The sequence below is a fragment of the Paenibacillus sp. FSL R5-192 genome (assembly GCF_000517845.1).
Taxonomy (GTDB): domain Bacteria; phylum Bacillota; class Bacilli; order Paenibacillales; family Paenibacillaceae; genus Paenibacillus; species Paenibacillus amylolyticus.
Map to the genome: position 1 here is coordinate 21,245 of NZ_ASPR01000017.1, position 26,312 is coordinate 47,556.

Here is a 26,312-nt window from a genome sequence, read left to right on the forward strand (position 1 = left end):
TAATTAACCGATTCCCAATTCTCTCTCACGGATAATGGTTTTAGCACGAGCTATTTCTTTCCGCACATCACGGATGCGAGTCGGGTTATCCAGCTGACCGGTAGCTAATTGAAAGCGGAGGTTAAAGAGTTCTTCTTTAAATCCGGCAATCTTTTGCTCGATTTCAGCAGAGGTTAGGTTGCGAAATTCACTAGCTTTCATTTGCTTCACCACCCAATTCTTCACGTTTCACGAACTTCGTTTTGATTGGCAGTTTGTGAGCGGCAAGACGCATTGCTTCGCGTGCAATTTCCTCCGGTACACCAGCAAGTTCAAACATGATCTTACCTGGTTTCACTACTGCAACCCATTTTTCTACGTTACCTTTACCGCTACCCATCCGAACCTCGAGAGGCTTTTGAGTGATTGGTTTGTCTGGGAAAATTTTGATCCAAACTTTACCACCACGTTTGATGTAACGAGTCATCGCAATACGAGCCGCTTCGATTTGACGGTTCGTAATCCAAGCCGGTTCCGTAGCTTGCAGACCGTATTCGCCAAAGTTCAGAGTCGTTCCGCCTTTAGCTTGGCCTTTCATATGTCCACGTTGTTGCTTACGGTGTTTTACGCGTTTTGGTACCAACATGATTAGTTGCCTCCTTCCTTAGCAGCTTGTTTCTTAGCCGTAGGAAGAACCTCTCCACGATAGATCCATACTTTTACGCCGATAAGTCCGTAAGTAGTATGAGCCTCTGCTGTACCGTAGTCAATGTCAGCACGCAGTGTGTGCAGTGGAACAGTTCCTTCGCTGTAGCCTTCAGAACGTGCGATCTCAGCACCGCCAAGACGTCCGCCTACTTGAGTTTTGATACCTTTAGCACCGGAGCGCATAGTTCTTTGAATTGCTTGTTTCAGAGCACGACGGAAAGAAACACGACGTTCCAATTGTTGTGCAATGCTTTCAGCTACAAGAACAGCGTCCAAGTCTTGGTTCTTAATTTCAGAAATGTTGATGTGTACTTTTTTACCGCCAGCAATTTTCGTAATTTGGTTACGAAGATTTTCAACTTCCGAACCACCCTTACCAATAACCATACCTGGTTTAGCAGTGTGAATCGTTACGTTTACGCGGTTAGCCGCTCTCTCAATTTCTACACGAGATAAAGCGGAGTCTTTCAATTTATTTTTCAGGAATTCACGAATTCTCACGTCTTCCATCAAAAGATCACCGAAGTCTTTGCCTGCATACCACTTAGATTCCCAGTCACGGATAATTCCGACACGGAGTCCGACTGGATTTACCTTTTGGCCCACACATTTCCCCTCCTTCTACTTCTCAGATACCACCAAAGTAATGTGGCTAGTACGTTTGTTAATACGACTTGCACGTCCCATTGCACGAGGGCGGAAACGTTTCATTGTCGGTCCTTGGTTCACGTAAGCTTGCGAGATAACCAATTTGTTAACATCCAAAGAATAGTTATGTTCCGCATTCGCAATAGCGGAGTTAAGCAACTTCTCAACGATTGGAGAAGCAGATTTCGGAGTGTGACGGAGAATGGCAACCGCCTCACCTACTTGCTTGCCACGAATCAAGTCAACAACGAGTTGAGCTTTACGAGGAGCAATCCGGATAAACTTAGCATGTGCTTTTGCTTCCATTGTGTAACCTCCTTTCAAACATTAAAGATATTCATTTATCTTCTTGTTTTCTTATCATCAGCAGTATGGCCTTTGTACGTACGGGTTGGAGCGAACTCACCCAGTTTGTGTCCGACCATGTCCTCAGTTACATACACTGGCACGTGTTTACGACCATCGTAAACGCCAAATGTGTGTCCGATGAATTGCGGGAAAATTGTAGAACGACGGGACCAGGTTTTGATCACATTCTTCTTACCTGAAGCTTCCATCTCTTCTACCTTTTTAAGCATGTAGCCATCAATGAATGGCCCTTTTTTCAAACTGCGACCCATGTGGAGATCCTCCCTTCAAACATAGCTATTATGCATCCGCAGATGCCTCACGAAGTTATGCACAGTGTGTATTACTTCGTGCGGCGGCGAATGATGTATTTATCAGAAGCTTTATTTTTCTTACGCGTTTTGTAACCAAGTGTAGGTTTACCCCATGGTGACATTGGCGATTTACGTCCGATTGGAGCACGACCTTCACCACCACCGTGTGGGTGATCGTTAGGGTTCATTACTACACCACGAACCTCAGGACGTTTACCCAACCAACGGCTACGACCGGCTTTACCGATTTTGATGAGCTCGTGGTCTTGGTTACCTACAGATCCGATTGTCGCGCGGCAAACTTTCAAAATACGACGAACTTCTCCGGAAGAGAGACGAACGGAAACGTATTTTTCTTCTTTACCAAGCAATTGAGCTTCTGTACCAGCAGCACGAACCAATTGTCCGCCTTTACCTGGTTTCAACTCGATGTTGTGGATAACGGTACCTACTGGAATGTTTTCGAGTGGCAGTGCGTTACCGATTTTGATGTCTGATTCAGGTCCGGAGAATACTTGATCTCCAACTTTCAAACCTTTAGGAGCGATGATATAACGCTTTTCACCATCAGCATAGTGAATAAGAGCGATGTTGGATGTACGGTTCGGGTCATACTCAATCGTAGCAACGCGGCCCGGTATTCCATCTTTAGTACGTTTGAAGTCAATGATACGGTATTTACGTTTGTGTCCACCACCATGGTGACGAACTGTAATTTTACCTTGGTTGTTGCGGCCTGCTTGTTTGCTCAACGGGGCCAACAACGATTTCTCCGGCTGATTTGTGGTGATTTCCTCAAATGTAGAAACGGACATGTTCCGTCTTGCCGGGGATGTTGGTTTATACTTTTTGATTGGCACTGGGTTTCCCTCCTTACTTCAAAAATTCAATTATACAGTTTCAAAGAACTCAAGCGTTTTGCTGTCTTTTGTCAACGTTACAAACGCTTTTTTCCATTCGCTAGTATATCCGGAATAACGTCCGTACCGTTTCGGCTTAGCTGGAACACGAAGCGTGTTCACGTTTTTCACTTTTACATTGAAAATAGCTTCTACTGCCTTTTTGATCTCGGTTTTGTTTGCACGGATATCGACTTCAAATACATATTTCAAGTCGTTCATCATGTCAGCAGTACGTTCCGTAATAATCGGACGTTTTACAATATCACGAGGATCCTTCATTACGCGAGCACCTCCTCTACCTTCTGAACTGCTTCTTTCGTAATGATCAATTTGTCGTGCGAAAGCACGTCAAGAACATTAATACCGTCAGCAGCTACGAATTTCACGCCTGGAATATTCCGTGCGGAAAGAGCTACATTATCATCATAGCTAGGAGCTACGATCAAAGCTTTACGTCCCACTTTGAGGTTACTCAAGATGGCTGCAAATTCTTTAGTTTTAGGCGTGCTCAACGTGAGAGCGTCCAAAACGATAATGTCATTGTCAAGCACTTTGGATGAAAGGGCTGATTTGATCGCCAAGCGGCGAACTTTCTTAGGCAGTTTATACGCATAGCTCCGTGGTGTTGGACCAAATACGATACCGCCGCCTTTCCATTGTGGTGAACGAATTGAACCTTGACGAGCGCGACCTGTACCTTTTTGTTTCCAAGGCTTACGTCCACCGCCACGAACTTCAGAACGTCCTTTTACTTTGTGGGTACCTTGACGAAGGGAAGCGCGTTGCATAAGAACTGCATCGTACAGAACGTGTTGGTTCGGCTCAATTCCGAAAACCGCATCGTTCAATTCAACTTCGCCTACTTGGCTACCATCTACATTGTAAACTGATACTTTTGGCATTTTGTGTTCCTCCTTTCTTCAGTGGTTATTTTTTCACCGTTTCTTTAACTCTAATGAGACTGTTTTTCGGTCCAGGAATGGAACCTTTCACGAGCAACACGTTACGCTCAGCGTCTACTTTAACTACTTCAAGACGTTGGATTGTAATAGTATCATGTCCCATGTGTCCTGGCAGGCGTTTGCCTTTAGGAACGCGGTTAGCTTGGATCGAACCCATTGAACCAGGGCCACGGTGGTAACGCGAACCGTGTGACATAGGTCCAGTGCTTTGTCCCCAACGTTTGATAACGCCGGCAAAACCTTTACCTTTAGAAATACCCGTTACGTCAACGAATTCGCCTTCAGCGAAAATGTCAGCTTTCAGTTCTTGGCCAACTTCATATTCTGCGATGTTGATACCGCGAACTTCACGAACGTAGCGCTTAGGGGCAGTGTTCGCTTTTTTAGCGTGACCTGCTTCTGGCTTGTTAGCATTTTTCTCTTTCTTATCGGAGTAACCGATTTGAATTGCTTCGTAGCCATCGTTCTCAATGTCTTTCTTTTGCAAAACAACACAAGGGCCTGCTTCGATAACCGTTACTGGAACGACGTTACCTTCAGGAGTAAATACTTGAGTCATTCCGAGTTTTTTTCCTAAGATTGCTTTCATGTTGACACCTCTTTTCCTTTATACATGGTCTTTGTTGTAGCTTATATTACAATTTAATTTCGATATCTACACCGGACGGCAGATCCAAGCGCATCAAGGCATCCACAGTTTGTGGAGTCGGGTTAACGATGTCGATCAAACGTTTATGTGTACGTTGTTCGAATTGTTCCCGAGAATCCTTGTACTTGTGCACCGCACGAAGAATAGTAATGATTTGTTTTTCAGTAGGAAGCGGAATCGGACCGGATACACCAGCACCCGAACGTTTTGCTGTTTCAACAATTTTCTCCGCGGATTGATCAAGAATTCTGTGGTCGTAAGCTTTCAAACGAATACGAATTTTTTGCTTTGCCATTTTAGTCCCTCCTTCTATCGCCCAATTTTTTATCGGACATACTCCGTGAAAATTTTCTAGCCACTCTCCCATGGCAAAGGGGCCGGGTGTGCCAGTAACCTCTCACATCATCGCAACGTCACAGAACAACATTCATTATTATATAGAAAAGATAGGCGTATTGCAAGCATATTTAAGAAAAACATTTAAACTTATCTTTTCTGATGAAATGACTTCGTTTATTGCAGTGTTAATCTTCAATATCCAGGCTGCCTTGCCAATCCTTCTAAACACGTAAATGATGTTCATTTCGTATGACGCAGGTTCCGAACTTTAAACATAATAAAAGAGTTCTCTATCCGATGTCGGATAAAGAACTCTTCCGAAGCTTCGTTACAATACAATGTTACTCGTTCCAGTACACTGTTACATATGCTTTATTCAGCGTTAAGCCAAATTATTTTTGGATAGATGCTACGGAACCGGCACCTACTGTACGTCCGCCTTCACGAATGGAGAATTTAGTTCCTTCTTCAATCGCGATTGGGGAGATCAGGGAAACAGTAACAGTGATGTTATCACCAGGCATTACCATTTCAGTACCTTCAGGCAAGTTGATGATGCCTGTTACGTCAGTTGTACGGAAGTAGAACTGTGGACGGTAACCAGTGAAGAATGGTTTGTGACGTCCGCCCTCTTCTTTAGTCAGAACGTAGATTTGAGCTGTGAATTCTGTGTGTGGCTTAACAGAACCTGGTTTTGCAAGTACTTGACCACGCTCGATTTGAGTACGGTCAACACCACGCAACAATGCACCGATGTTGTCACCCGCTTGAGCGGAATCCAACAATTTACGGAACATCTCAACGCCTGTTACAACGGATTTTTTAGTTTCTTCAGTGATACCAACGATTTCGATCTCTTCGCCGACTTTAACAGTACCACGCTCTACACGGCCAGTAGCAACAGTACCACGACCAGTGATGGAGAATACGTCCTCGACAGGCATCAAGAAAGGCTTGTCAGTTTGACGCTCAGGCAGTGGGATGTAAGTGTCGATCTCTTTGAACATCTCAACGATTTTTTGAGCCCATTCGCCATCTGGGTTTGCCAGAGCTTCACGAGCGGATCCACGAGTGATTGGAGTATCGTCACCTGGGAACTCATATTCGTTAAGAAGGTCGCGAACTTCCATCTCAACCAATTCCAACAACTCTTCGTCTTCAACCATGTCACATTTGTTCAAGAACACAACAATGTAAGGTACGCCTACTTGACGGGAGAGCAAGATGTGCTCACGAGTTTGTGGCATTGGGCCGTCTGCTGCGGATACTACCAAGATAGCTCCATCCATTTGAGCCGCGCCAGTGATCATGTTTTTAACATAGTCGGCGTGACCTGGGCAGTCAACGTGAGCGTAGTGACGAGTGTCAGTTTCGTACTCAACGTGTGATGTGGAGATTGTGATACCGCGTTCGCGCTCTTCTGGAGCTTTGTCGATTTGGTCGAATGCAATTGCAGCACCACCGTAAGTTTTGGACAATACAGTTGTGATTGCAGCAGTCAGAGTTGTTTTACCGTGATCGACGTGACCAATAGTACCGATGTTAACGTGGGGTTTATTACGTTCGTATTTAGCCTTTGCCATTTGAACGTGGCCTCCTTAAAATTATAATTTTATGTTTTCACTGAATGAAGTGCTCCGAATTTAATTCTTATGCACTTGCATCCAGTGTGAGAAAACTACTCGGTGCCTTTTGTTTTGGCAACGATTTCTTCAGCGATGCTCTTAGGAACTTCTTCATAGTGAGAGAGTTCCATGGAGAATACGCCGCGTCCTTGAGTACCGGAACGAAGAGTTGTAGAGTAACCAAACATTTCAGACAGAGGTACCTTAGCACGGATGATTTGAGCTCCACTACGGGAATCCATACCTTCGATGCGGCCACGACGGGAGTTCAACATACCCATTACGTCACCCATGTACTCTTCTGGAACAGTTACTTCTACTTTCATGATAGGCTCAAGCAGAACTGGTTTACACTTGTCTTTAGCCGCTTTAAGCGCCATAGATCCGGCAATTTTAAATGCCATCTCATTGGAATCGACATCATGGTAAGATCCGTCTACGATTGTAGCCTTAACGTCAACAAGCGGGAAGCCTGCAATAACGCCGTTTTTCATTTGCTCTTCAATCCCTGACAGTGCAGGTTGAATGTATTCTCTTGGTACGGAACCACCGACAACCTTACTTTCGAACTGGCTGCCTGTACCCGGCTCGAGAGGTTCGAATTCAACCCATACGTGACCGTATTGACCACGACCACCGGATTGACGTACGAATTTACCTTCAACGCGCGCTGGAGCACGGAATGTTTCACGGTAAGCTACTTGTGGTTTACCCACAGTAGTTTCAACCTTGAACTCACGACGCATACGGTCGATGATGATATCAAGGTGAAGCTCACCCATACCTGCCAAGATCGTTTGGCCTGTTTCTTCGTCAGTATGAGCACGAAGAGTTGGATCCTCTTCAGTCAACTTACCGAGAGCAACACCCAGTTTATCCTGGTCAGCTTTGGTTTTAGGTTCAACAGCGATTTCGATAACCGGATCAGGGAAGTTCATTGACTCCAGGATAACCGGATTTTTCTCATCACATAGTGTATCACCTGTACCTGTATCTTTCAAACCTACGGCAGCTGCAATATCACCGGAGTAAACTACAGTGATTTCTTGACGGCTGTTCGCATGCATTTGAAGGATACGACCGATACGCTCACGTTTGTTTTTAGTGGCATTCAATACATATGATCCGGATTGAAGAACACCAGAGTATACGCGGAAGAATGTCAATTTACCAACGTAAGGGTCAGTCATAATTTTGAATGCCAATGCGGAGAATGGCTCTTCATCGGATGACTTACGAATTGCTTCAGTTCCATCTTCAAGATGTCCCGTGATCGATGCAACATCTGTTGGAGCTGGCAAGTAGTCGATAACAGCATCCAACATCAGTTGAACACCTTTGTTACGATATGAGGATCCACAGATAACTGGGAAGATCTTAACATCTACAACACCTTTACGGAGTACGGTTTTGATCTCATCAATTGTGATCTCTTCGCCTTCCAGGTATTTCATTGTCAAATCTTCATCCAGTTCAGCAACGCGCTCAATCAACTCGTTGCGAAGTTCTTCAACTTGATCTGCAAACTCTGCAGGAATGTCGGTTTCTTCGATATCTTGACCAAGGTCATCTTTGTACATATGAGCTCTTTGTGCAACGATATCGATGATACCTTTGAAATCATTTTCAGCGCCGATTGGAAGTTGAATCGCAACAGCGTTCGCTTGAAGGCGATCACGCATGTCAGATACAACGTTCAGGAAGTCAGCACCGATGATATCCATTTTGTTTACATATGCGATACGAGGTACGCCGTACTTGTCAGCCTGTCTCCATACGGTTTCGGACTGAGGCTCAACGCCTTCTTTCGCACTGAATACACCAACTGCTCCGTCCAATACACGAAGGGAACGTTCAACTTCAACAGTGAAGTCAACGTGTCCCGGGGTATCAATAATATTAACGCGGTGGCCTTTCCAAGCAGCGGTAGTTGCAGCGGAAGTAATCGTAATTCCGCGCTCCTGTTCCTGTTCCATCCAGTCCATTGTCGCAGCGCCTTCGTGTACTTCACCGATTTTGTGCGTACGTCCTGTGTAAAACAGGATCCGCTCAGTTGTCGTGGTTTTACCCGCATCAATATGAGCCATGATCCCGATATTACGTGTATTTTTTAAGGAGAACTCTCTAGCCATGAAATGGGTCTCCCTTCAAAATTGAAGTTTTTTTATTGTGAACTGAATCCTACCAACGGTAGTGAGCAAACGCTTTGTTCGCTTCAGCCATTTTGTGCGTATCTTCACGTTTTTTAACGGAAGCGCCTGTGTTGTTGGAAGCGTCGATGATCTCAGCCGCCAAACGCTCTTCCATTGTTTTCTCACCGCGGTTGCGGGAGTAGTTCACGAGCCAACGTAATCCCAGAGCAGTACGTCTCTCTGGTTTCACCTCGATTGGTACTTGGTAGTTGGCACCGCCGACACGGCGAGCTTTAACTTCCAGGACTGGCATGATGTTCTTGATTGCTGCTTCAAATACTTCCATAGGGTCATTACCCGTACGTTCTTGAATCAACTTGAACGCATTATACAGAATGCTTTGAGCAACACCGCGTTTTCCGCCGATCATGATGCGGTTGATTAAACGAGTAACCAACTTGCTGTTATATAACGGATCAGGCAGAACGTCTCTTTTCGTAACTGGACCTTTGCGTGGCATGGATATCCCCCTTTCTTTCTTGTTCAGCAGATCCTGTACCTTCCAGACTTAGACCAGAAGGCTTTCAGGCTATCTGCCTATAATAGTTTAGGCTTTTTTAGCTTTTGGACGCTTAGCGCCGTATTTCGAACGAGCTTGCATACGGTTGTTTACACCAGCAGTATCGAGAGCTCCACGAACGATGTGATAACGAACTCCTGCAAGGTCTTTAACTTTACCTCCGCGGATCAATACCACACTGTGCTCTTGAAGGTTATGTCCGATTCCCGGGATATAAGCAGTAACCTCGAGACGGTTCGTCAAACGAACACGGGCATACTTACGAAGTGCAGAGTTTGGTTTACGTGGAGTCATTGTACCTACACGAGTGCAGACACCACGTTTTTGTGGGGCACTGATGTTAGTAGATTCACGTTTCAAAGCGTTGAATCCTTTTTGCAAAGCTGGAGATTTTGACTTCTCAACTTTTGCTTGACGTCCTTTACGAACCAGTTGGTTAATAGTTGGCATGTGATTGCCACCCCCTTCCTCAAATATTCATGTTTCTTTACAAACCTCTTTGCACTAAGTCCACAGACCCAGGCGGTTCATAAAAAGACAAATGAAAAGTTTTTGCCTTGGAGAATCCTTAAAAGTTCTCGGACAAAAACGTTCCTTACCCTATGATTTTACGACAGCAGCCATAGCTGCTCCTACTCCAATCCCGCAAGCCTTGCCGAGATTTTTCATTGTATCCACTTTCGTGCATTTTACATTGTGTTGTTCACACAAAGCAATGATTTTGGAAGTAAGCTGCGGATCACTATCTTCTGCGACATAGACTTCAGAAGCCATACCTGTCTGCACCATCCGCATGGTCTGTTTGGTACCTATTTTGACATGAGCATCTTGCAAGGCTTTTTCATTAGACATTGTGTATTCCTCCGAATAGAACCATGTACAATCAGCTGCCCACGCACCTTTGATATATTAGCATCTAGCGCAAGCATTGTCAATGCTAATCCTAAAACATTTTTTAAAAGTTTACGTGCATCAGGATTCGTCCGCCTGTATCATACAAACGTCCGTCTCCTGACGCACAAAACTTTCACTCTCCTCTAATGAGGAGAAATATATTTAATCAACCGAAACTGGCTCAAGTTCTTCTACTGAAGATTGGCCATCTTCTGGCTCAGCAAATTTGATGCTGCGGTAACGGTGCATACCTGTACCTGCAGGAATCAATTTACCGATGATTACATTTTCCTTCAGACCGAGCAACTGATCGACTTTACCTTTGATCGCTGCATCTGTCAATACACGTGTAGTTTCTTGGAACGAAGCCGCCGAGAGGAAGGAGTCTGTTTCTAGGGATGCTTTCGTAATACCGAGCAGGATTGGTTTAGCAACCGCCGGCTCTTTATCACTAAGAATCGCAATTTTGTTAGCTCTTTCGTACTCATGCATATCCACGAACGATCCTGGCAACAGCGTTGTATCTCCTGCATCTACGATACGGATTTTACGCAGCATTTGACGGATCATAACTTCAACGTGCTTATCGTTAATTTCTACGCCTTGGTTACGATATACGCGTTGTACTTCCTGCAGAATGTAGTTTTGTACACCACGTATACCTTTAATCCGTAACATCTCTTTTGGATCAATGGAACCGTCTGTCAACTCGTCACCCGCTTCAACTTCCGCGCCTTCGCTTACGCGCACACGGGAACCGTAGGTAACGGCGTATACTTTGGATTCCGCTTCACCTTGAATTTCGATTTCACGACGATCTTTCGCTTCGCGAATCTCTTTAACCACACCATCGATTTCACTGATCGTTGCTTGACCCTTAGGATTACGAGCTTCGAACAACTCCTGGATACGTGGCAAACCTTGCGTAATATCGTCTCCGGCTACACCACCGGTATGGAACGTACGCATTGTAAGCTGTGTTCCTGGCTCACCAATGGACTGTGCTGCGATAATACCAACTGCTTCACCAATCTCCACGTGTTTACCAGTCGCGAGGTTGCGACCATAACACTTCTTGCAGACACCATGACTTGCACGGCAGCTGAGGACGGAGCGGATTTGCAATTTAGTAATACCTGCTTTGATAATCGCTTCTGCTTTATCGGAGTCAATCAATTCATTGCGACCTACAATGATTTCTTTCGTTTCCGGATGACGAAGAGTCTCGAAGCAGTATCTGCCTTCAATACGGTCGTAGAGGTCTTCGATAACCTCTTTACCATCCTGAATACGACTCACCGTAAAGCCTTTATCTGTACCACAATCATCATCACGCACGATTACGTCTTGGGCTACGTCTACGAGACGACGAGTCAGGTAACCTGAATCGGCTGTACGCAGGGCTGTATCCGCCAAACCTTTACGCGCTCCGTGAGTGGAGATAAAGTACTCGAGTACCGTCAGACCTTCACGGAAGTTCGATTTGATTGGGAGTTCGATAATTCGACCGGATGGGTTGGCCATCAGACCACGCATACCGCCCAATTGGGTGATTTGCGATTTGTTACCCCGTGCTTTGGAGTCTACCATCATCATGATCGAGTTGTAACGATCCATGGACTTCATCAGAATCTCAGTGATGTCATCTTTGGATTTTGACCAGATATCAATGATACGGTCATAGCGCTCCTCATTCGTAATCAGACCACGACGGTACTGATTCGTAACGATTTGTGCTTTTTCCTCAGATTGTCTAAGAATTTCAAACTTCTCAGGTGGAACGATAACATCAGATACCGCAACCGTAATACCGGCACGTGTAGAGTATGTGAAACCAAGTTGTTTGATTTTATCCAAAATAACGGCTGTTTCCGTTGTGTGATAAATTTCAAAACAACGTGCAATGATGGAGCCGAGGTATTCTTTACCGACACCGCCAGCCAGAGGGGCATTCATAATAGCTTCTCTGAGATCAGCACCTTTTTCATATACAAATGAGTGATCTGCAGTACCTTGGTACAGGTTAGCACGAGTCGCATCATTGATATACGGGAAGCTTGCCGGGAAAATTTCATTGAAGATAATTTTACCGACAGTTGTCAGCAACATTCCTTCTTGTTGTTCTTCCGTGAAGCTTGTTTTACCAAGCGCCTTAACCGGAATAGCTACACGCGCATGCAGACCAGCAGTACCACGTTGGTATGCCGATACAGCTTCGTTAACTGTACGCAAGATCATACCTGTGCCCTTTTCTTCCTTGTTATCCATAGTGAGGTAGTAAGAACCAAGCACCATATCCTGGGAAGGAGTAACAACCGGTTTACCGTCTTTCGGGTTCAAAATGTTACCCGATGCAAGCATCAGGATACGTGCTTCCGCTTGAGCTTCAGCGGACAACGGAACGTGCACGGCCATTTGGTCACCGTCAAAGTCGGCATTGTATGCCGTACATACGAGCGGGTGAAGACGAATTGCTTTACCTTCAACGAGAATCGGTTCAAATGCTTGAATACCGAGTCTGTGAAGCGTAGGGGCACGGTTCAACAGAACCGGATGCTCCTTGATTACTTCTTCAAGAACATCCCATACTTCAGGACTTACACGCTCAACTTTACGTTTCGCGCTCTTGATGTTGTGGGCAAGCCCTTTATTTACAAGCTCTTTCATAACAAAAGGCTTGAACAATTCAAGTGCCATATCTTTTGGCAGACCACACTGATACATTTTCAGGTAAGGTCCAACAACGATAACGGAACGACCAGAATAGTCAACCCGTTTACCGAGCAAGTTTTGACGGAAACGTCCTTGTTTACCTTTCAGCATGTGGCTGAGAGATTTCAATGGACGGTTACCAGGACCCGTTACCGGGCGGCCACGACGACCATTATCGATCAATGCGTCAACAGCTTCCTGCAACATCCGTTTTTCATTTTGCACGATAATATCTGGCGCGCCCAGATCAAGCAGACGTTTCAGACGGTTATTCCGGTTGATTACACGACGGTACAAGTCATTCAGGTCAGACGTTGCAAAACGTCCACCATCCAACTGTACCATTGGACGAAGTTCCGGCGGGATAACAGGAAGTACATCCATGATCATCCACTCTGGCTTGTTGCCGGAGTTGCGGAATGCTTCGATAACTTCCAGACGTTTGATTGCACGATTACGACGTTGTCCTTGCGCAGTCCGGAGCTCTTCTTTCAGGAACTCGAGCTCTTTGTCTATGTCAAGGTCTTGAAGTAATTTTTTAACCGCTTCTGCGCCCATGCCAGCATGGAAACCATAACCGTATTTTTCACGGTAGCTGCGGTATTCTTTCTCGGACAACAGCTGTTTTTTCTCCAGTGGAGTTTCTCCTGGATCAGTTACAACATATGATGCAAAATAAATAATCTCTTCAAGAGATCTTGGAGACATATCCAGAGCAAGACCCATACGGCTCGGAATACCTTTGAAGTACCAGATATGCGATACCGGAGCAGCGAGCTCAATGTGGCCCATCCGTTCGCGGCGTACTTTCGCACGTGTTACTTCAACGCCACAACGATCACAGACAACGCCTTTATAACGGACGCGTTTGTATTTACCGCAATGACATTCCCAGTCTTTTGTAGGGCCAAAAATCTTTTCGCAGAACAGCCCTTCTTTTTCCGGTTTCAACGTACGATAGTTGATCGTTTCCGGTTTTTTCACTTCTCCGCGGGACCAAGAACGAATTTTCTCTGGGGAAGCAAGCCCGATCTTCATGTATTCGAAATTGTTGACGTCCAACAAGGAGCAACCCTCCTTAACCAATTCCTGTAATCTAGGTTACGCCCACTCCGGCCGAAGCCGGAGCAAGACGTGAGCCTGATGAAAAACGCCGGTCATCATGCGCTCGAAGCGGTTTATTCCGCTCCGACCTCTGTACCCTCAAGGTTGAGGCTGAGCTTATCGCTCGCAGCGTCATCTTCATCGTCCATTTCTCTCATTTCAATCTCTTGCTCATCTTCACTCAAAATCTTAACGTCCATACCCAAGCTTTGCAGCTCTTTGATCAATACTTTGAATGATTCAGGAACACCTGGTTCCGGAACATTCTCACCTTTGACAATGGATTCATACGTTTTAACCCGACCAACAACGTCATCGGATTTAACAGTCAAGATTTCTTGCAGCGTATAAGCAGCACCGTATGCCTCAAGCGCCCATACTTCCATCTCCCCGAAACGCTGTCCACCAAATTGGGCTTTACCGCCCAATGGCTGTTGCGTAACAAGTGAGTAAGGACCCGTGGAACGGGCATGGATTTTATCATCAACCATGTGTGCCAGTTTGATCATGTGCATGACACCTACGGTAACTTCACGTTCAAACTCTTCACCTGTACGACCATCATACAGGACAGTTTTACCATTACGTTGCATACCCGCTTCTTCCATCGTATCGAAGACGTCATACTCCTTCGCTCCGTCGAATACAGGAGTTGCTACGTGAATACCCAGTTGCATCGCCGCCATACCCAAGTGAACCTCGAGTACTTGACCGATATTCATCCGGGAAGGTACGCCCAGTGGGTTAAGAACGATCTGAACCGGTGTACCGTCTGGCAGGAAAGGCATATCTTCTTCCGGCAAGATGCGGGCCACGACCCCTTTGTTACCGTGACGTCCGGCCATTTTATCACCCTCGGAAATTTTCCGTTTTTGAGCGATATATACACGAACGAGTTGGTTAACACCTGGAGGCAGCTCATCACCGTTTTCACGGGTAAATACTTTCACGTCTACTACGATACCGTCAGTACCATGTGGTACACGCAAGGAAGTATCACGTACTTCACGTGCTTTCTCACCAAAGATCGCATGCAAGAGACGTTCTTCTGCTGTCAGCTCTGTTACACCCTTAGGTGTTACTTTACCAACCAGAATGTCGCCAGCACTGATCTCAGCACCGATGCGGATAATACCGCGCTCATCCAAGTTACGCAACGCTTCTTCCCCAACGTTAGGGATATCACGTGTGATCTCTTCAGGTCCAAGCTTGGTATCACGTGCTTCTGACTCATACTCCTCGATATGGATGGATGTGTATACATCTTCCTTAACGAGTTTTTCACTGAGCAAGATCGCATCCTCGTAGTTGTAACCTTCCCAAGTCATGAAGGCAACAACAACGTTACGTCCCAGAGCCAATTCACCCATTTCCGTTGAAGGACCATCAGCGAGGATATCGCCAGCTTTGACAGCCGCACCTCTTTTAACAATCGGACGCTGGTTAATGCATGTTCCTTGGTTCGAACGCATAAATTTGTGTAATTTATATTTAACGATATCGCCTTTAACTTCCTGACCGTCCACTTCTTCAACACGACGGACCCAAATCTCGTTCGCAGTAGATCGTTCAATAATTCCGTCATAATCGGAGACAATACATACACCGGAATCTTTCGCGGCTTTGTGTTCCATACCTGTTCCCACAAGTGGTGCTTTAGGAATCAAAAGTGGAACGGCCTGCCGCTGCATGTTTGATCCCATGAGCGCACGGTTGGAGTCATCGTTCTCAAGGAACGGAATAAGCGCTGTAGCGACGGATACAACTTGCTTAGGAGATACGTCCATGTAGTCAACGCGCTCACTCGGCATCGTAAGGATGTTATCCGACTGTTTGTTATAACGTACAATGATCGCTTCTTCTTCAAATGTACTATCTTCATTCAGCTTCGCATTCGCTTGCGCGATAACATAGTTGTCCTCTTCGTCCGCTGTCAGGTAATCAATTTGCTCGGTTACAATACCTGTCTTCGGATCAACCCAACGATATGGAGCTTCAATAAAGCCATATTCATTCACACGGGCGAACGTAGACAAGGAGTTGATCAAACCGATGTTTGGTCCCTCTGGCGTCTCGATTGGACACATACGGCCATAGTGGGATGGATGGACGTCACGCACTTCCATGCCTGCGCGCTCACGCGTCAAACCACCGGGTCCGAGTGCGGACAAACGACGTTTATGTGTCAACTCACCCAGCGGGTTCGTTTGATCCATAAACTGTGACAACTGAGAGCTACCAAAGAACTCTTTAATGGATGCAATAACAGGACGTATGTTAATCAAGGCCTGTGGTGTAATTACGTTAGCATCCTGAATGGACATTCTCTCACGAACCACACGTTCCATACGGGACAAACCAATACGGAACTGGTTCTGCAGGAGTTCACCCACCGAACGCAAACGACGGTTACCCAGATGATCGATATCATCCGTGCTACCAATTCCCTGCAGAAGGTTAAGGAAATAACTGATGGACGAAATGATATCCGCCGGTGTCACGTTTTTAACGGACTTGTCAATGATTCCATTGGCAATCAGTTTGACTACTTTACCATCTTCTGTTGGTGAAAATACATCGATCGTTTGCATAGGAACATCATTAGCATCCAGAACACCGTTACCCACGTGGTACGTGCGGAAACCAACGCTCTTCTCCAGATACGGCATGATTTCATCCAACAAGCGACGATCCACCATTTGACCTGCTTCAGCAATAATCTCGCCTGTTTCAGCGTCAACAAGTGATTCAGCCAAACGCTGGTTAAACAAACGGTTTTTGATGTGAAGCTTTTTGTTCATTTTGTAACGACCTACATTAGCCAGGTCATAACGTTTTGGATCAAAGAAACGTGCTACGAGCAAGCTTTTCGCATTATCCAGCGTTGGCGGCTCGCCCGGACGAAGACGCTCATAGATCTCAATGAGTGCTTTCTCCGTGGAATCCGTGTTATCTTTGTCCAGTGTGTTGCGGATATATTCGTCATTACCGAGCAGATCCAGAATCTCAGCATCTGTGCCAAAACCAAGTGAACGCAGGAGAACCGTAACCGGTATTTTACGTGTACGGTCGATCCGGACGTAAACAACATCCTTCGCGTCCATCTCCAGTTCCAACCAAGCGCCGCGGTTAGGAATAACTGTAGCGGTATACGTTTTTTTGGCGTTTTTATCTACTTTGGTACTGAAGTAAACGCTAGGAGAGCGAACCAACTGGCTGACAATAACCCGTTCCGCACCATTAATAATAAATGTGCCCGTGTTGGTCATCAGCGGGAAATCTCCCATGAATACTTCCTGCTCTTTGACTTCGCCGGTTTCCTTATTAATGAGCCGGACTTTGACCCGAAGCGGTGCTGCATACGTAACGTCACGCTCTTTTGCGTCGTCTACTGTATACTTCGGTTCACCGAGACTGTAATCGATAAATTCCAAAATCAAGTTACCTGTAAAATCCTGGATCGGCGAGATATCCTGGAACATTTCGCGCAACCCTTCCTCCAAAAACCAATCATAGGATTTTTGTTGGATTTCAATCAGGTTCGGAACTTCGAGTATCTCGTTAATTCGTGCATAACTGCGCCGAGTGCGTCGACCATATTGAACAAGATGTCCTGCCAACTTAAACTCACCCCTCAATGTCTACTCACTTTAAAAATTTCGTTGCGAACCTCTGTTTGTAACCTTATAATGGTACACATACAGAGCAAAGCAATGCATCCACAAATAAAGAAAAGCCCTTACTCGAAATGTCGTTCGAAAAAAGAGCAACTTTGATCGGCGGATGTCTTTCCAAATCATTCTTATCCCCAGTTTGCCCAAAATGTACATATTATACGCCAAACGTAGGCATAATAAGCCCGTTCGGCGTAAAAAAAGGTTGACATTTTTAGTTAGCTAAAGCCAAGTAGGGCATCTTAATACTGACATTTTACAACTATACCACGACCTGAATTTCAAGTCAATAGTCCTATTGCAAAAAAAATGATCCCCTGCTTACTTTACAAACTCGGATTCAGCTTTTAGTAGATACCTCTTCCGATTTCACCGCTTTGAAAATCCGATAGCCTTTATCCTTCGTCACTTCTTCCACTCTTCCAAACAAAGATTCCAATTTTGCTTTCGCTGACGGGGCTCCTTGTTTCTTCTGAATGACAATCCACAACGAACCGCCTACCTTCAGATGGCGATGTGCCTGTTCGAAAATAGTATGAACCGTCTCTTTCCCAGCCCGTATAGGCGGGTTGGTTAGGATAACGTCAAAATCTTGCTTTTTTACTTCAGCCAGTAGATTACTTTGCAATACCGTAACATTGTTAATTCCGTTCGCTTTTGCATTTTCCCTGGAAAGTTCAACGGCTCTCTCGTTGATATCGATCATGGTGACATGCCCATCCGGTACAAGTTTGGCTGCTGTAAGACCCATTGGCCCGTATCCACAGCCCACATCGAGAACATGAGCCCCTGATGGCAACTCTATCGCATCAATCAATACTCTGCTGCCATAATCGATTCCGTTTTTGGAAAACACACCGGCATCCGTCACGAATCGCAGACTGAATCCGCGAAGAACCACTTCAGTTGCTCTGCGATCATGCGCCACTTGTGGTTTGTCCGAATAATAATGATTGGACATGCCCTCACTCACTTTCCATTTACAATTACAGCAACAAACCCCTTGATATAAGTCAAGGGGTTTGTTGTTTTGTTCATTTAGCTTGTAATAGCTAAATTATTTAACTTCAACTGAAGCGCCTGCTTCTTCAAGCTTAGCTTTAACCGCTTCTGCTTCTTCTTTAGCAACTTTTTCTTTCAATGCTTTTGGAGCGTTGTCAACCAATTCTTTTGCTTCTTTCAGGCCAAGACCTGTGATTTCGCGAACTGCTTTGATAACGTTGATTTTGGAAGCACCAGCGCTAGTCAAGATTACGTCGAACTCGGATTGCTCAGCTTCAGCAGAAGCTACTGCACCTGCAGCAGCTACTGGAGCTGCAGCAGTTACGCCGAATTCTTCTTCGATTGCTTTAACAAGATCGTTCAATTCCAGTACAGTCATGCCTTTGATTGCTTCCAAGATTTGCTCTTTACTCATGAGTGAACCTCCATATATAATATTATTTTTTTTAATTCATTTGCCGCCTAAGCAGCATTCAGATCAAGTTGCTTACGCGCCTTGTTCTTCTTTTTCTGCAACTGCTTTAACCGCAAGCGCGAAGTTGCGCACTGGCGCTTGAAGCACGCTGAGGAGCATGGAGAGGAGTCCATCGCGGGATGGCAGTTCTGCCAATGCCTTAACTTCTTCTACTCCGATTACGCGACCTTCTACGACTGCACCTTTCAATTCCAGTGCATCGTTCTTTTTCGCGAAGTCGTTCAGAATTTTAGCTGGAGCCACAACGTCATTTACGCTGAATGCAATTGCAGTAGGACCTGTAAGAACATTTTCAAGTTCTGTCAGTTCTGCTGCTGCAGCTGCACGGCGAAGCAACGAGTTTTTCAGCACTTGGAATTCGATCCCTGCTTCACGAAGTTGCTTACGCAACTCAGTTACTTGGGCAACGTTCAATCCGCGATAGTCAACAACAACAGTTGTAACGCTCTCGCGCAATTTTGCTGTTACTGCATCAACGGATTCTTGTTTTGCTTGAATCACTTTTGCGTTTGCCAATCTGTACACCTCCTGATCAAATTTATCCCATTAAGAAAAGCCTCCGTAGAATCACGAAGGCTTGATATATACTCATCATCGATTTGCATCGTTCTAAGTTCTATAATCACACCTCGGCAGGAAATTAAGCCAAATGGCACCTACTGTCTACGGCAAGCATATTCAAATGTCAACGGTCAGTCACTCGGACTCACAACTTTTATATCTTATCAAAAACAGGACAAGCCTGTCAAGAGATATTATCTAAAAGCTGCTGCGTTCACGCGTGCGCCAGGGCCCATCGTGGAAGAAAGACTAACATTCTTCAGATAAACACCTTTTGCTGCCGCTGGTTTAGCACGATTCAGAGCTTCCATGAGAGCTTTGAAGTTCTCATTAAGTTGCTCAGAAGAGAAAGAAGCTTTACCAATCGGTGCATGAATTTGACCTGCACGATCCAGACGATATTCGATTTTACCGGCTTTAATTTCTTGAACAGCCTTAGTTACATCGAAAGTTACCGTTCCGGCTTTAGGGTTAGGCATCAGACCTTTACCGCCGAGCAATCGGCCCAATTTACCTACTTCACTCATCATATCTGGTGTCGCTACGCAGACGTCGAATTCGAACCAGCCTTGTTGGATTTTGTTGATCATGTCTGCATCACCAACATAGTCCGCGCCAGCCGCTTCCGCTTCTTTCGCTTTGTCACCTTTTGCAAATACCAATACGCGTTGTGTTTTACCTGTGCCGTGTGGCAAGACAACAACACCACGTACAGCCTGGTCTTGCTTACGAGGGTCTACACCCAAACGAACTGCTGCTTCGATTGTTTCATCGAATTTTGCAGTAGCTGCCTTTTTCACAAGCTCTACAGCTTCTGAAGGCTCGTAAGTTGCTTCGCTGTCAATCAGCTTAGCAGCTTCCAGGTATTTTTTACCGTGTTTAGCCATGTTTTATTCCTCCTTTGTGGTGTTAGCGGATATACCTCCCACATCAACCGGTCGCGAATCGACCGGTTTTACGAAGCCATGTTTCTTATGAAAATTAGTCTTCGATGGTGATACCCATGCTGCGGGCAGTACCTTCGACCATACGCATAGCGGACTCAACGTCTGCTGCATTCAGGTCAGGCATTTTTGTTTCTGCGATTTGACGTACCGCATCACGTTTAACAGTAGCAACTTTTTTCTTGTTCGGTTCGCCGGATCCTTTTTCAACTTTAGCTGCCACTTTCAACAGAACTGCTGCTGGTGGAGTTTTAGTGATGAAAGTAAAGGAACGGTCCTCGAATACAGAAATTTCAACTGGAATAATCAATCCCGCTTGATCAGCTGTACGAGCGTTGAATTCTTTACAGAATGCCATGATGTTGACACCTGCTTGACCCAAAGCTGGACCTACTGGTGGTGCTGGGTTTGCTTTACCTGCTGGAATCTGCAGTTTTACCATTTTAATAACTTTTTTCGCCATGATTGACACCTCCTTGCAAAATAGTGGTTAACGGGTTTTTCAACCCTCCCACAAGAAACTTGAAGAAACTATATCTTCTCCACTTGCGTGTATTCCAACTCAAGTGGTGTTTCCCGTCCAAACATGTTCACGTGCACTTTCAACTTGCTTTTCTCTACCAAAATCTCTTCCACGGAGCCTACGAAATTCGCAAAAGGACCGACTTTAATACGCACGGATTCCTTAATATCGAACTCAATTTTCGGCTTAGGTTCAACCATTCCCATGTGCTTCAGAATTTGTTCCACTTCTTCAGGCAACAATGCAGTTGGTTTGGACCCAGAACCTGTCGAACCGACAAATCCTGTAACCCCTGGTGTGTTGCGAACAACATACCAAGAATCATCCGTCTGTACCATTTCCACCAAGACATAACCGGGGTAAACTTTACGCATAACGGTTTTTTTCTTACCGTCCTTGTTTACCACTTCTTCTTCCATAGGAACAAGAACGCGGAATATCTTGTCTTCCATGCCCATAGACTCTACGCGTTTTTCCAAATTGGCTTTGACCTTGTTCTCATACCCTGAATAGGTATGAACGACGTACCATCTTTTTTCCATATCAAGCCACCGGAACCCTTCTTAAATAATCGCTTCGATCACAAAGGAGATGCCAATGTCAATGACCCAAAAAAACAGCGTCATAACCACAACAGTACCAAGTACGATCAATGTGTAGTTGGTCAGCTCTTTACGATTAGGCCAGCGAACTTTTTTAAGTTCAGCCCAGCTTTCTGAGAAAAAGGAAATCAGAGATTTGAAACTTCGTTTCACGCCGACACCTCCAAAAACTATCTGGTTTCGCGATGAGAAGTCTGCTCGTTACAAAACTTGCAAAATTTCTTCATCTCCATGCGGTCGGGGTGATTACGCTTGTTTTTTGTCGTAGTGTAATTTCTTTGTTTGCAGTTAGTACAAGCCAAAGTAATAATTACCCGCATGATGTACACCTCCCGAAGACTTCCACATTCAAGCAGAGTCTCTAAATTGATCCTGAAAAAAAGCCATAAATTTAGGCCTACCTAAAACACTTTATCACAAGGGTATAACCATGTCAATGAAAGAATAGTCTTTCATTCATTGGGTATTACTTCCGTCAACGTACATTCGTTTCTCATCTCTGTTTTTCTCTTCTCCTGCTTGGACCGAGCGATTACTAGTATAAACATTCTTAGATTTTATAAACTTGAGACACTAAAAAAAGACTCAAACACCGAGCCTTTTCCGTCAACGACAACATGTGTTTAATTATCTCGAACTTCCAGGTACTTTTCAAGCTTGCGCTTGACGCGCTGAAGTGCATTATCAATGGACTTCACATGTCTGTCCAAATCTACTGCAATCTCTTGATAAGATCTCCCGTCCAGATACAACATCAATACTTTACGTTCCAGATCACTCAGAATCTCGGACATTTTATCTTCCAGGCCCACAAACTCTTCCTGATTGATGATAAGTTCTTCCGGATCACTGACCTGGGTTCCACAAATCACATCGAGTAACGTACGATCAGACTCTTCGTCATAAATAGGCTTGTCCAGAGATACATAAGAATTAAGCGGAATATGCTTCTGACGTGTTGCTGTCTTAATCGCCGTGATGATCTGTCTTGTAATACACAGTTCGGCAAAAGCCTTGAACGAAGCCAGTTTGTCCCCTTTGAAATCTCGAATGGATTTGTAGAGGCCAATCATTCCTTCTTGAATAATATCTTCCCGGTCTGCCCCAATCAGAAAATAAGATCTTGCCTTGGCGCGTACAAAGTTACGATATTTGTTAATTAGAAACTCTAACGCTTCGCTTTCGCCTTCACGGAAAGCTTCGACAATGTCTTCGTCACTTTGGTAATCATACTTAGATAACATGATATCTTTGAGGTCGACACTCACAGACAATCCCTCCGGCTGCAACGCAAGGTACCCCGTTACTCTACTCTATGAAATATAGGATCAGTATATATGATGGTACCTCACACCGTCAACCACGCTCTGCCTAAAAAAGAACATCAATAACATAAATGTCAAGAGTTTCAATATTCTAAATTTTGTAAAAACGTGCTGTTATTCCCGGCGCCATCGCTCAAACTCTTTCAATACATCGGGACTTAACTTACCCCCGAGTGTGTTACGCGTGGTCTTCGCCTGATCTTCTTCCAGTCGTTTTTTTAATTCTTTTTCGTTCTGCTCAACTTCAATTAGCAACTCCCTTGCAGATACACGTAGCGCTCCCTGTCCAAAAATGACATGTTGCTCTACCATATCGCTCGTAGCCACATAGATTTGGCGTCTTCGCATGCTTAGTTCCCGAACGAGTCTCTCAATGCATTCGTCTGCCGTCTCTTTTTCCTTTGTAAAATAGATCTGCACTTTGCTCTGAGTAAAGGATTTACCGAGTCCAGGCACGAGGTAGGCGTCAAACACAACAATGACTCGACGGCCGGAGAAAGCCTGGTAGTCTGCAAGACGAAAGAGAAGCCTGTTACGTGCCTCTTCGAGCCCACTTTCCGCCAGTTTGGTTAATTCCGGCCAGTCGCCAATCATGTTGTACCCGTCTACAAGAAGCACATCACGGGAATCAGCCATACCTTCTATTCCTGCGCTTGACGCGAGCGGAGCACTTCGTACATGACAACCCCCGCTGCCACGGAAGCATTCAGGGAATTAATCTGACCTTGCATTGGTAGTTTGATAAGCACATCGCATTTCTCACGAATAAGTCGTCCCATTCCCTTGTTCTCATTTCCGATTACCAATGCCACAGGGCCAGTAAAGACTCCATTACCAAAGACACCTTCATGAGCCGTGACATCTGTCCCTACAACCCATACACCTTCCTCTTTGAGGCGATCAATGGTCTGTCCAAGATTACTTACCCGAGCCACTGGCACGTACTCCACAGCGCCTGCTGATGTTTTGGATACGGTCACGGTTACCGCTGCCGAGCGACGTTTGGGTACAATGACGCCATGCGCACCCGTGCAATCTGCTGTCCGCAAAATCGACCCCAGGTTATGAGGATCTTCAATCTCATCCAGCAGAATCAGGAAAGGATGCTCATTCTTCGCTTTTGCTGCGGCAAGAATATCTTCTACCTCCACATAAGCGTAAGGTGCAGCTTGTGCAACTACCCCCTGATGCTGAATGCCTGGTACCGTTTGATCCAACTTACGCTTGTCCACGTGTTGAATGACAATACCTAGTTTTTTAGCTTCCGAGATAATAGGTTGAGTCAGATGTTTCTGTGCTGTATCGGCAATCCATATTTTATTAATGGTCCGGCCTGAACGCAGCGCCTCCGTCACGGAGTGTTTACCGGCGATCCATTCTTCTTCCATCGTTGTTCGATCCTCTCTGTAATGCGTTGTTTTGTTGAAATTTCTATTTTTTTGTCGGTGATGGCGATTGTTGTTCCGCGTGCTCAATGCCAAGCCCGATCAGTTCAATCATGCGATCATGATGACCACTGCTATAGAGGTAACCAATGAGACATTCAAAAGCCGTAGCATGTCTGTACTCCAATACATCTGCATTTTTGGGTACACTACCCGACTTGGCATTCCGCCCTTGCCGGACGATATCCCGTTCTTCCTCTGTCAGTTCATCCTCAATCGTTGTAAGTATGCGGCTCTGTGCCTTCGCTGATACCAACCCGGTTGCACTACGGTGCAAATGATTGGGACGCATGTTTGCCTTCGACAACAGATATTGACGAACAGCTACCTCATATACCGCATCACCAATATAGGCCAGTGCAATAGGTGGAATCAACCTCGCAGGTCTGGAAGGAGGATAAGGGAACCACCCTCCCTCTGTGACCTGGTCCCGTTGTTTTGGTGTATTTGGATGTCCTTCGCTCATTTGCGCCGCCATCTCATGCCCTGCGCCGTATCTTCAAGCAGAATGCCACGTGCAGACAATTCATCACGAATTTCATCCGCTCTTGCCCAGTTTTTGGACTTGCGCGCTTCTACACGCTCTTCAATCAGACGTTCTACTTCCTCATCCAGAAGTTCTGGCTCTGCGTCAGTATAAATGCGCAGTACAGCATTCAATTCACTGAACAATTCGAGGAGTGCACGAATGTCTGCCGCATTAACCACTTCTTGCTGCAACAGTTGGTTGGCTTCCCCTGCCCACTCAAACATCGCAGTAATTGCATCAGGAGTATTGAAATCATCCTGCATCTTCTCGTGATACTGCTGACGAATTTGGTCGAGTCTTGCCGCAAACTCTGCTGTGATGTCCTGATCAACAGTTACTGCATTCAGACGATGGTTCAGGTTACCTACCGCATTTGCAATCCGGTCCACACTGTTCTGTGCCTGCTCCATCGTATCATCCGTGAAGTTCAATGGATTGCGATAGTGGGTAGACAACATGAAATAACGAATCGCTTCGCGTTTATATTGATTCCGCAAGTCTTTAACCAGAACACCATTACCGAGTGATTTCGACATCTTCTCGTTATCAATCCGGATGAATCCATTATGCATCCAGTAGTTCGCAAGTGGTTTACCTGTTAATACCTCGGATTGGGCGCATTCGCACTCATGGTGCGGGAACTGCAAATCCTGTCCGCCCCCGTGAATGTCCAGTGTATCCCCAAGGTACTCCCTAGCCATGGCGGAGCACTCAATATGCCAGCCTGGTCGACCATCGCCCCAAGGACTGGACCAATAGATCTCACCTGGTTTGGCAGCCTTCCAGAGCACAAAATCTTCGGGATGCTCTTTGCGCTCGTCCACACCCACACGGATTCCAAATTGCAGCTCCTGCAGGTTTTGTTTCGAAAGTTTGCCATATTCGCTGAATTTGCCTGTGCGATAATAGACGTCGCCGCCATTTTCATACGCAAATCCTTTTTCAACCAGCTCACGGATAAAATCAATGATCAGCGGCATGTTTTCCGTTACTCTCGGATTGCTGCTTGCCTTGGGAATACCCAATCCCTCAATGTCTTCATAATAGGCAGCTATAAATTTCTCAGCCACGTGAGGAACGTCTGTTCCAAGTTGTTCTGCTTTGCGAATCAACTTATCGTCCACATCCGTGAAGTTCACCACATAGTTCACATCATGCCCTGTCTGTTCCAGGTATCCACGAACCGTGTCGAAAAAGATAACCGGGCGTGCATTCCCGATATGAATGTAGTCATATACCGTTGGTCCGCAGACATACATTTTTACTTTCCCTGGCTCTTGAGGAACAAATTCCTCTTTGGTACGACTCATCGTATTATAAATCTGAAGCGTCATGG

At 45.4% G+C, this 26,312-nt stretch carries 30 protein-coding genes and 1 other annotated feature; all 30 genes read right to left on the reverse strand.

The genetic code is table 11. From position 1 onward, the window contains the following. Positions 1-3 precede the first annotated feature (3 nt). On the reverse strand, positions 4-201 hold the full coding sequence (gene rpmC, locus C161_RS16515; RefSeq protein WP_017692083.1) for a 50S ribosomal protein L29: 198 nt from the start codon (positions 199-201) through the stop codon (positions 4-6). Next, positions 191-625, reverse strand: a complete 435-nt coding sequence (rplP, locus tag C161_RS16520; protein WP_017692082.1) for a 50S ribosomal protein L16 — start codon at positions 623-625, stop codon at positions 191-193. Before rplP ends, rpmC begins: the two co-directional genes overlap by 11 nt. Before the next feature lie 2 nt (positions 626-627). Further along, positions 628-1,293, reverse strand: coding sequence for a 30S ribosomal protein S3 (gene rpsC, locus C161_RS16525; protein ID WP_036607182.1), 666 nt, complete (start codon positions 1,291-1,293; stop codon positions 628-630). Positions 1,294-1,308: 15 nt separating this feature from the next. Continuing rightward, on the reverse strand, positions 1,309-1,641 hold the full coding sequence (rplV, locus tag C161_RS16530; protein WP_036607180.1) for a 50S ribosomal protein L22: 333 nt from the start codon (positions 1,639-1,641) through the stop codon (positions 1,309-1,311). A 35-nt stretch (positions 1,642-1,676) separates the two neighbouring features. Further along, positions 1,677-1,955 (reverse strand): 30S ribosomal protein S19, encoded by a 279-nt coding sequence (gene rpsS, locus C161_RS16535; RefSeq protein ID WP_017692079.1) that lies wholly within the window; start codon positions 1,953-1,955, stop codon positions 1,677-1,679. 71 nt (positions 1,956-2,026) lie between these two features. After that, on the reverse strand, positions 2,027-2,857 hold the full coding sequence (rplB, locus tag C161_RS16540; protein WP_017692078.1) for a 50S ribosomal protein L2: 831 nt from the start codon (positions 2,855-2,857) through the stop codon (positions 2,027-2,029). 30 nt (positions 2,858-2,887) lie between these two features. Beyond that, positions 2,888-3,178: a 50S ribosomal protein L23 gene (gene rplW / locus C161_RS16545; RefSeq protein WP_017692077.1), complete on the reverse strand. Its 291-nt coding sequence runs from the start codon at positions 3,176-3,178 to the stop codon at positions 2,888-2,890. Further along, complete coding sequence (gene rplD, locus C161_RS16550) at positions 3,178-3,801, reverse strand: 50S ribosomal protein L4 (protein ID WP_017692076.1); 624 nt, start codon at positions 3,799-3,801, stop codon at positions 3,178-3,180. Before rplD ends, rplW begins: the two co-directional genes overlap by 1 nt. 25 nt (positions 3,802-3,826) lie before the next feature. Continuing rightward, entirely contained in the window at positions 3,827-4,450 is a 624-nt protein-coding gene (rplC, locus tag C161_RS16555; RefSeq protein WP_017692075.1) for a 50S ribosomal protein L3, read from the reverse strand. Positions 4,451-4,496: 46 nt separating this feature from the next. Next, positions 4,497-4,805 carry a 30S ribosomal protein S10 gene (gene rpsJ, locus C161_RS16560; protein ID WP_017692074.1) on the reverse strand — a complete coding sequence of 103 codons (309 nt, stop codon included), beginning with the start codon at positions 4,803-4,805 and terminating at the stop codon, positions 4,497-4,499. Between the two features lie 436 nt (positions 4,806-5,241). Next, on the reverse strand, positions 5,242-6,432 hold the full coding sequence (tuf, locus tag C161_RS16565) for an elongation factor Tu (protein WP_017692073.1): 1,191 nt from the start codon (positions 6,430-6,432) through the stop codon (positions 5,242-5,244). 95 nt (positions 6,433-6,527) lie between these two features. Further along, positions 6,528-8,606, reverse strand: a complete 2,079-nt coding sequence (fusA, locus tag C161_RS16570; protein ID WP_036607177.1) for an elongation factor G — start codon at positions 8,604-8,606, stop codon at positions 6,528-6,530. A gap of 49 nt (positions 8,607-8,655) precedes the next feature. Continuing rightward, positions 8,656-9,126, reverse strand: coding sequence for a 30S ribosomal protein S7 (gene rpsG / locus C161_RS16575; RefSeq protein ID WP_017692071.1), 471 nt, complete (start codon positions 9,124-9,126; stop codon positions 8,656-8,658). An 87-nt stretch (positions 9,127-9,213) separates the two neighbouring features. Further along, positions 9,214-9,636 carry a 30S ribosomal protein S12 gene (gene rpsL / locus C161_RS16580; protein ID WP_017692070.1) on the reverse strand — a complete coding sequence of 141 codons (423 nt, stop codon included), beginning with the start codon at positions 9,634-9,636 and terminating at the stop codon, positions 9,214-9,216. 150 nt (positions 9,637-9,786) lie between these two features. Further along, complete coding sequence (locus C161_RS16585; protein WP_036607175.1) at positions 9,787-10,038, reverse strand: ribosomal L7Ae/L30e/S12e/Gadd45 family protein; 252 nt, start codon at positions 10,036-10,038, stop codon at positions 9,787-9,789. Positions 10,039-10,242: 204 nt separating this feature from the next. After that, on the reverse strand, positions 10,243-13,857 hold the full coding sequence (gene rpoC / locus C161_RS16590; protein ID WP_036607173.1) for a DNA-directed RNA polymerase subunit beta': 3,615 nt from the start codon (positions 13,855-13,857) through the stop codon (positions 10,243-10,245). A gap of 113 nt (positions 13,858-13,970) precedes the next feature. After that, complete coding sequence (rpoB, locus tag C161_RS16595) at positions 13,971-17,516, reverse strand: DNA-directed RNA polymerase subunit beta (RefSeq protein ID WP_036671573.1); 3,546 nt, start codon at positions 17,514-17,516, stop codon at positions 13,971-13,973. A gap of 394 nt (positions 17,517-17,910) precedes the next feature. Next, positions 17,911-18,531, reverse strand: a complete 621-nt coding sequence (locus C161_RS16600; protein WP_036671575.1) for a class I SAM-dependent methyltransferase — start codon at positions 18,529-18,531, stop codon at positions 17,911-17,913. A 96-nt stretch (positions 18,532-18,627) separates the two neighbouring features. Further along, complete coding sequence (rplL, locus tag C161_RS16605) at positions 18,628-18,987, reverse strand: 50S ribosomal protein L7/L12 (protein ID WP_017692065.1); 360 nt, start codon at positions 18,985-18,987, stop codon at positions 18,628-18,630. 72 nt (positions 18,988-19,059) lie between these two features. After that, entirely contained in the window at positions 19,060-19,563 is a 504-nt protein-coding gene (gene rplJ, locus C161_RS16610; RefSeq protein WP_036607167.1) for a 50S ribosomal protein L10, read from the reverse strand. Positions 19,564-19,587: 24 nt separating this feature from the next. After that, positions 19,588-19,734, reverse strand: a sequence feature (ribosomal protein L10 leader region). Positions 19,735-19,802: 68 nt separating this feature from the next. Beyond that, complete coding sequence (gene rplA, locus C161_RS16615; protein ID WP_017692063.1) at positions 19,803-20,495, reverse strand: 50S ribosomal protein L1; 693 nt, start codon at positions 20,493-20,495, stop codon at positions 19,803-19,805. Between the two features lie 94 nt (positions 20,496-20,589). Then, entirely contained in the window at positions 20,590-21,015 is a 426-nt protein-coding gene (rplK, locus tag C161_RS16620; RefSeq protein WP_017692062.1) for a 50S ribosomal protein L11, read from the reverse strand. Between the two features lie 68 nt (positions 21,016-21,083). Beyond that, entirely contained in the window at positions 21,084-21,617 is a 534-nt protein-coding gene (gene nusG, locus C161_RS16625) for a transcription termination/antitermination protein NusG (protein ID WP_036607165.1), read from the reverse strand. Between the two features lie 21 nt (positions 21,618-21,638). Continuing rightward, entirely contained in the window at positions 21,639-21,830 is a 192-nt protein-coding gene (gene secE, locus C161_RS16630; protein ID WP_017692060.1) for a preprotein translocase subunit SecE, read from the reverse strand. A gap of 17 nt (positions 21,831-21,847) precedes the next feature. Beyond that, positions 21,848-21,997, reverse strand: coding sequence for a 50S ribosomal protein L33 (rpmG, locus tag C161_RS31980; RefSeq protein ID WP_072735843.1), 150 nt, complete (start codon positions 21,995-21,997; stop codon positions 21,848-21,850). A gap of 303 nt (positions 21,998-22,300) precedes the next feature. After that, a complete protein-coding gene (sigH, locus tag C161_RS16635) occupies positions 22,301-22,945 on the reverse strand; it encodes an RNA polymerase sporulation sigma factor SigH (protein ID WP_017692059.1) in 645 nt (214 codons plus the stop codon). A 171-nt stretch (positions 22,946-23,116) separates the two neighbouring features. After that, positions 23,117-23,638 carry an NYN domain-containing protein gene (locus C161_RS16640; RefSeq protein ID WP_036607162.1) on the reverse strand — a complete coding sequence of 174 codons (522 nt, stop codon included), beginning with the start codon at positions 23,636-23,638 and terminating at the stop codon, positions 23,117-23,119. A 5-nt stretch (positions 23,639-23,643) separates the two neighbouring features. Beyond that, positions 23,644-24,390, reverse strand: a complete 747-nt coding sequence (gene rlmB, locus C161_RS16645) for a 23S rRNA (guanosine(2251)-2'-O)-methyltransferase RlmB (protein ID WP_017692057.1) — start codon at positions 24,388-24,390, stop codon at positions 23,644-23,646. Between the two features lie 43 nt (positions 24,391-24,433). Continuing rightward, complete coding sequence (locus C161_RS16650; RefSeq protein WP_036671576.1) at positions 24,434-24,913, reverse strand: Mini-ribonuclease 3; 480 nt, start codon at positions 24,911-24,913, stop codon at positions 24,434-24,436. Next, complete coding sequence (gene cysS / locus C161_RS16655; RefSeq protein ID WP_036607158.1) at positions 24,910-26,310, reverse strand: cysteine--tRNA ligase; 1,401 nt, start codon at positions 26,308-26,310, stop codon at positions 24,910-24,912. The genes C161_RS16650 and cysS overlap by 4 nt, the downstream gene beginning before the upstream one ends. Positions 26,311-26,312: the final 2 nt, after the last annotated feature.

Bases quoted from the DNA above. Each gene is read 5' to 3' on its own strand.
- nusG (WP_036607165.1), bottom strand. From the start codon at position 21,617: ATGGAAAAAAGATGGTACGTCGTTCATACCTATTCAGGGTATGAGAAC.
- rplK (WP_017692062.1), bottom strand. From the start codon at position 21,015: ATGGCGAAAAAAGTTATTAAAATGGTAAAACTGCAGATTCCAGCAGGT.
- C161_RS16585 (WP_036607175.1), bottom strand. From the start codon at position 10,038: ATGTCTAATGAAAAAGCCTTGCAAGATGCTCATGTCAAAATAGGTACC.
- rpsS (WP_017692079.1), bottom strand. From the start codon at position 1,955: ATGGGTCGCAGTTTGAAAAAAGGGCCATTCATTGATGGCTACATGCTT.
- rplA (WP_017692063.1), bottom strand. From the start codon at position 20,495: ATGGCTAAACACGGTAAAAAATACCTGGAAGCTGCTAAGCTGATTGAC.
- rpsJ (WP_017692074.1), bottom strand. From the start codon at position 4,805: ATGGCAAAGCAAAAAATTCGTATTCGTTTGAAAGCTTACGACCACAGA.
- rplL (WP_017692065.1), bottom strand. From the start codon at position 18,987: ATGAGTAAAGAGCAAATCTTGGAAGCAATCAAAGGCATGACTGTACTG.
- rplV (WP_036607180.1), bottom strand. From the start codon at position 1,641: ATGGAAGCAAAAGCACATGCTAAGTTTATCCGGATTGCTCCTCGTAAA.
- C161_RS16650 (WP_036671576.1), bottom strand. From the start codon at position 24,913: ATGAGCGAAGGACATCCAAATACACCAAAACAACGGGACCAGGTCACA.
- rpmC (WP_017692083.1), bottom strand. From the start codon at position 201: ATGAAAGCTAGTGAATTTCGCAACCTAACCTCTGCTGAAATCGAGCAA.
- fusA (WP_036607177.1), bottom strand. From the start codon at position 8,606: ATGGCTAGAGAGTTCTCCTTAAAAAATACACGTAATATCGGGATCATG.
- C161_RS16600 (WP_036671575.1), bottom strand. From the start codon at position 18,531: ATGTCCAATCATTATTATTCGGACAAACCACAAGTGGCGCATGATCGC.
- rpmG (WP_072735843.1), bottom strand. From the start codon at position 21,997: ATGCGGGTAATTATTACTTTGGCTTGTACTAACTGCAAACAAAGAAAT.
- rplD (WP_017692076.1), bottom strand. From the start codon at position 3,801: ATGCCAAAAGTATCAGTTTACAATGTAGATGGTAGCCAAGTAGGCGAA.
- C161_RS16640 (WP_036607162.1), bottom strand. From the start codon at position 23,638: ATGGCTGATTCCCGTGATGTGCTTCTTGTAGACGGGTACAACATGATT.
- cysS (WP_036607158.1), bottom strand. From the start codon at position 26,310: ATGACGCTTCAGATTTATAATACGATGAGTCGTACCAAAGAGGAATTT.
- rplC (WP_017692075.1), bottom strand. From the start codon at position 4,450: ATGAAAGCAATCTTAGGAAAAAAACTCGGAATGACTCAAGTATTTACT.
- rplP (WP_017692082.1), bottom strand. From the start codon at position 625: ATGTTGGTACCAAAACGCGTAAAACACCGTAAGCAACAACGTGGACAT.
- rlmB (WP_017692057.1), bottom strand. From the start codon at position 24,390: ATGGAAGAAGAATGGATCGCCGGTAAACACTCCGTGACGGAGGCGCTG.
- tuf (WP_017692073.1), bottom strand. From the start codon at position 6,432: ATGGCAAAGGCTAAATACGAACGTAATAAACCCCACGTTAACATCGGT.
- rpsG (WP_017692071.1), bottom strand. From the start codon at position 9,126: ATGCCACGCAAAGGTCCAGTTACGAAAAGAGACGTTCTGCCTGATCCG.
- rplW (WP_017692077.1), bottom strand. From the start codon at position 3,178: ATGAAGGATCCTCGTGATATTGTAAAACGTCCGATTATTACGGAACGT.
- rpsL (WP_017692070.1), bottom strand. From the start codon at position 9,636: ATGCCAACTATTAACCAACTGGTTCGTAAAGGACGTCAAGCAAAAGTT.